Source organism: uncultured Meiothermus sp. (assembly GCF_937863175.1).
Taxonomy (GTDB): domain Bacteria; phylum Deinococcota; class Deinococci; order Deinococcales; family Thermaceae; genus Meiothermus.
The window spans coordinates 1-5,395 of the sequence record NZ_CALMCQ010000168.1 but is presented as its reverse complement, the minus strand read 5'-3'; the positions used below and the strand labels follow the sequence as shown (position 1 = coordinate 5,395).

The window sequence follows — 5,395 nt, the reverse complement described above, 5'->3', positions numbered from 1 at the left end:
ACCCCCCTCCCGGACGGTCGGCGAAAAAAGCGTTCCCCTTCGGTCGGGTTCCGAATCTGGTATCCTATATGTTTCCTGTGATCAAAAAACCCGCCCAGCATTGGGCAGGTCTGGACAAGAACCGGTATCAAGCGGTCTTGGGCTTTTGTACGAAGCGCAACACAAAGTAGACGACCGCGACCACCAGCAACACCGGAACCAGCACCCGTAGCAGTGCCCAGACAAAACCGGCCAGTTCTTTGAGGATTACGCCCAGAAACGTAAAGAGCCAACCTCCTACCCAGAGCACCACCAGGACTGCAACGGCAATTAAGAGACCCAGCACCACCCACTCGAGGATGTCCTGCAACGAACGCTCATTCATAAATTCAGGATAGCACAATGGTCTGAGAGTTCATCCTTCTTTTGGAGGAATCAGCCCTGATGGTTCGGTACCAAGAAATCAGCATGTAACGAAGACCTCGAAGCGAGCCACTCCCAAGCAAATCCCGCAACTAACGGGGCAGAATCCCTGCCGGAAATTAAGCTGCCGGAGCACAAACCCTCCAACCGGGTCTCAGGCTGAACCGCCAACCCTCTACCGCTACGCCCTGTTCCCCGTCCCGATCAAATCCTCCCATCCACCCAGTCCACTTCTTCCCGCTCCCTTACCATGGAGGTAGTGGAACGCTACCGGCTGAGCGAAGGACTGGTAGTCGGGCGCAAACCGCTCCCGACAGGGGATGTGATCCTCTCGTTTGTGGGGCCAGAAGGAGCTGCACAAGCTATCGCCCGTAAGGCCCTGCGACCCACCGGACGCAGCGGAAGGCTCTCGCTTTTTCACCACCTCAAATACCAGGTCTACCAGAAACCCGGCAACGATCTCCCGACCCTCACCCAGGTCGAACTCGTAGGGCGGCTGGAAGGATTGGAAACCCCAGGGCGCTTTCCCTCTGCCAGCTTTCTGACCGAATTGGCTTTTCGAGTCGCGTCGCCGGAGGTTGCGGGCAAAATCTGGCCCCTGCTAACCTCGGGCCTGAAGGGGATTGCTAAACATCCAAACCCCAGAATCGCCCTGATCTGGGCAGGCTGGCGCGTGCTCAAAGCCGCCGGCCTGGCGCCCAACCTGGGAGGTGAGGGAATGAACCTGCTGGACGGCGACCGGGTGGAGCGGGGGGGGGTTTATTTGGGGCTGGACGGGCTGGAAGCCCTGGCCGGCGTTTTGCGGCTGCCTGGTAGTGAGGCCATACTGGTGCTGGAAGACCATGCCCCCCTCGATCGCCTGCAACAAGCCTTTCTGGCCCATGTGCACTATGCCGTAGGTGAGCTTGGCTCGGCCCGACTCCTCTTCAATTCTCATGCACAAGGGTGAGAATGACCCGGATGCAACTGGCTTTTTTGTTGGCATCTACCCTGGGCGCTGCCCTGCTCGTGGCTTCCCTCCAGCAAAATCCGCCCCAGCCTGCGCCGCCGGGCGGACAAAGCATCCGGGTGCTGCTTTCTCATAGCCTGGGGGCAGGGTCGTTTGATGCACAGTACCTCTTCCCAAGCCTGCTTCTGGTTCCCCAGGGCGGCAGTGTGCAGATTTCAAGTGGCCCGAGCCGCGAAAATCTTCGGCCCATCGTCACGGTCTTTGCCGACAAACCCCTGGCCTTTAACCTGCAAAATGGCAGCCTGGTCGCAACCTTTGAAGGGTTAACGTTTCCCCTCGAGGCTTTTGTCCATCTCAAACCGGCCGACCCCGCCATACCGGTACGGTACCGCCTGCTTTCTACCACTCGACAAAACCGGGTGCCTGAGTATCCGGGCGAGCTGTGGCTGGAAACCCGTGGCAACGGCCTGCTGGTCGTCAATACCGTGGATTTCCAGGACTACCTCAAGCGGGTGCTACCCAGCGAGATGCCCATCAGCTTCCACCCCGAAGCCCTCAAGGCCCAGGCTGTTGCAGCCCGAACTTATGCCTATTCCAGGCAGCAAACCACCACCTTCTGGAAACAGTTTGGGGCCGATGTAGACGACTCGGTGAGCGAGCAGGTTTATAACAACACCCGTACCCATCCCACCACCGATGCGGCTGTGGACGCCACCTACAATCAGATTCTGACCTTTCAAAATGCCCCCATCCAGGCTTTCTACTTTTCCACCAGCCCCGGCTCCACCGCAAACATTGAGGAGGTCTGGATGGATCGGCCTGCGGTGCCCTATCTGAGGGCGCGTACCCAGACCAATCCCATTACCGTCTCGATTGACAGCGAGTCCGAAGCACTGGCTTTCTTTCAAAACTGGAACCCCGAAGGCTTTTTCGATGCCGACTCGTCACTGTGGCGCTGGCGGGTAAGTTTGAGCCGCACAGAACTGGAAGCGCTGCTGTCTCGCACCCTGCCCGAACAGGCCAGGGCTTCCCCCCGATTTGTACTGACCCCCGAGGGTGCGCTCTCGCCGGACGCGCCTGGGTTTGCCCTGGGAGCACTTCAGCGAGTCAGCGCCTTGAGGCGTACCTCCAGCGGGTTCATCAGCGAGCTGGAAATTCAGACTTCGACCGGGCGCTTTATCGTCCGCCGAGAATCGAACATCCGCAATCTGCTGCGCCCAAACAATACCTTCACCGGAGGTAATGATGTGTTGCTCGAGCGCTGGCGTGGCGAGCCTCGGCTCAATTTTCCCGCCCTGCCCAGTTCGGCCTTCGCCCTACAAAAAGAGCGCGATGCGGACGGTACGCTACAGCGCATCACCTTCTGGGGAGGGGGTTTTGGGCATGGTGTGGGGATGAGCCAGTTTGGGGCGCACGGGCTGGGCAAGCTAGGGTATGACTATCAGCAGATCTTGCAGCATTTTTACCCAGGCACCGAGCTAAAATTAATGGCGCCGTGACCCCGCTACCGTACGGTTCGTCTACGAACCTCGCCAAGAATACAACGGAATGAGAACCCACTGGGGCAAATGCGTTATATAATTTCGGCATGTCCCAGCCCCGACCCAAACACGCCTGGATGAGGGAAACCTACCAGCAGTCAATTGCCAGGATGCCCGAGCGCCGGATTGCTCACAAAACCCTCTCGGATATTGCCCCCGAGCCGCTCTACACCGTCGAGGATCTCCAAGGCTTCAACCCCGACGAAAAGCTGGGCCACCCTGGCGAATACCCTTACACCAGGGGCGTATACGGCTCAATGTACCGTAGCCGCCTCTGGACCATGCGGATGTTTGCCGGGTTTGGTACCGCCGAGCAGACCAATCAGCGCTTCAAAAAGCTGCTGCAGGCTGGGCAGAGTGGCCTTTCGACAGCGTTTGATCTGCCCACCCTGATGGGCTACGACTCCGACCACGCGCTCTCCAGAGGCGAGGTGGGCAAGTGTGGGGTGGCGGTGAGCAGCCTGGCCGACATGGAGATTTTGTTCGAGGGGATCAACCTCGAGGACGTGACCACCTCCATGACCATCAACTCCCCCGCCAATGCCATCTGGGCCATGTACCTGGCGGCGGCCAGGAAAAAGGGTTTTGACTGGAGCAAGCTGGGCGGCACCATCCAGAACGATATTCTGAAGGAATTCATCGCCCAGAAAGAATTCATCTTCCCGCCCGAGCCCAGCACCCAGCTGGTGATTGACACCTTCGAGTGGGGGCCGCGCAACGTGCCCAGGTGGAACTTTATCTCGGTCTCGGGCTACCACATCCGCGAGGCAGGCTCTACCGCCGTGCAGGAGCTGGCCTTTACCCTGGCCGACGGCTTTGAATATGTGGAATGGGCTTTGAGGCGCGGGCTGGACATAGACGAGTTTGCCCCCCGTATCAGTTTCTTCTTCAACGCCCACAACGACTTCTTCGAGGAAATCTGCAAGTTCCGTGCAGCCCGGCGCATCTGGGCCAGGGAAATGCGGCACCGCTATGGGGCCAAAAAAGAGCTGAGCTGGATGCTGCGCACCCACGCCCAGACTGCCGGGGTCTCGCTTACCGCACAGCAGCCCCTGATCAACATTTCGCGGGTGGCAATCCAGGCCCTGGCCGCCGTGCTGGGCGGCACCAACAGCCTGCATACCGATGCCCACGACGAAGCCCTGGCTCTGCCCACCGAGGAGAGCGCCAAGATCGCCCTGCGTACGCAGCAAATCATTGCTTACGAGACCGGCGTGACCCACACTGCCGACCCGCTGGCAGGCAGCTACTACGTGGAGTGGCTGACCGATCAGATGGAAGTCCAGGCCCTGCAAATCATCTCCGACATCCGCCGAATAGGTGGAGTGGTTCGGGCCATTGACGAGGGCTATTTCCTGCGCGAGATTGCCGACTCCAGCTACCGCTTCCAGCAGGAAGTGGAGCGCGGTGAGCGCATTATTGTTGGAGTGAACGCCTTCCAGGACGAGGGTCTCAGTGTTCCGATTCAACTCATTGATCCGGCAGTAGAAAAAACCCAAAACCAGCGGCTATCCCAGGTGCGGGCCGAGCGTGACCCCATTGCGGTACAGATGGCCCTGGAGGGTTTGCAGCAGGCTGCCAGGGAAGGCCGCAACACCATGCCGCACTTTGTGGAGTGTGCGCTGGCCTATGCGACGTTGGGTGAGATGATGGACGAGTTGCGGGCAGTGTATGGGGTCTACGAGGAACCGGTGCTGGTGTAAAGAGCCCTGATCACACGGCTCCAGGCCCGCAGCCAGACGCAGTTAGTGGAGCCGTGGCGACGGTGAGGCAGGCTGTACTGGACAAGTAGACTCCTGTCATGTCCCTTTTCATCTACCGTAAGCCCAGGTCTCTGCTTCCGTATGCCCTGCACACCCCCACAGGGAGAGCCCCCAGGGGCGGCTGGCCCCTGATTCTGTTTCTGCACGGCTCCGGCGAGCGCGGCAACGATGGAAAAAAGCAGTCCACCGTAGGCATTGGCCCGGCCATTCAGGAAAACGCGGTAGGCTGGCCTGCGGTGGTACTGATGCCGCAGTGTCCCAGGGGTCAGCAGTGGCTGGGCGAGCCCCTGGCGCTGGCCTATGAGCTGCTGAATCAAATCGAGCAGCAGTATCAGACCAATCCCCGCCGGGTCTACCTGACCGGCCTTTCGATGGGAGGGTATGGTAGTTGGAACCTGGGCTGCCTCTACCCCCAGCGCTTTGCGGCCATTGCCCCTATTTGTGGGGCGGCTGACCCTTTCATGGTCTGGCAACGACTGGGCAAAGTGCCTATCTGGAACTTCCACGGAACCTCCGATGACATTGTCCCGGTGAGCTTTTCCAGGGCGCTTGCCGACGCATTAGCCAGGTCTGGCAACCGGGGCGCCCGCTTCTCCGAATTTACCGCCGAAAAACACAACGTCTGGAACCGCGTCTACCGCGAGCCAGAATTCGTTCGCTGGCTGTTCGCCCAACGGAAGCGGTTGACCAAGTAATACCGGATTCAAAAAGATCATCCTCCAACCAGGAGACTCCGAGGC

General features: G+C 59.5%; 5 protein-coding genes. 4 read left to right on the top strand and 1 reads right to left on the bottom strand.

Annotated elements, in window-relative coordinates:
• Positions 1–127: 127 nt before the first annotated feature.
• Positions 128–364, bottom strand: a complete 237-nt coding sequence (locus Q0288_RS06420; RefSeq protein WP_299428882.1) for a hypothetical protein — start codon at positions 362–364, stop codon at positions 128–130.
• Between the two features lie 288 nt (positions 365–652).
• On the opposite strand from Q0288_RS06420, the gene Q0288_RS06415 reads away from it, so the two are divergent.
• From Q0288_RS06415 to Q0288_RS06400, 4 genes are all read left to right on the top strand, one after another.
• A complete protein-coding gene (locus tag Q0288_RS06415) occupies positions 653–1,351 on the top strand; it encodes a recombination protein O N-terminal domain-containing protein (RefSeq protein WP_299428880.1) in 699 nt (232 codons plus the stop codon).
• Positions 1,352–1,353: 2 nt separating this feature from the next.
• Positions 1,354–2,850 carry a SpoIID/LytB domain-containing protein gene (locus Q0288_RS06410; RefSeq protein WP_299428878.1) on the top strand — a complete coding sequence of 499 codons (1,497 nt, stop codon included), beginning with the start codon at positions 1,354–1,356 and terminating at the stop codon, positions 2,848–2,850.
• 89 nt (positions 2,851–2,939) lie between these two features.
• The gene (locus Q0288_RS06405; protein WP_299428876.1) at positions 2,940–4,595 is read left to right on the top strand and encodes a methylmalonyl-CoA mutase family protein; all 1,656 of its coding nucleotides are present in this window, start codon (positions 2,940–2,942) and stop codon (positions 4,593–4,595) included.
• Between the two features lie 98 nt (positions 4,596–4,693).
• The gene (locus Q0288_RS06400) at positions 4,694–5,350 is read left to right on the top strand and encodes an alpha/beta fold hydrolase (protein ID WP_299428874.1); all 657 of its coding nucleotides are present in this window, start codon (positions 4,694–4,696) and stop codon (positions 5,348–5,350) included.
• Positions 5,351–5,395 lie beyond the last annotated feature (45 nt).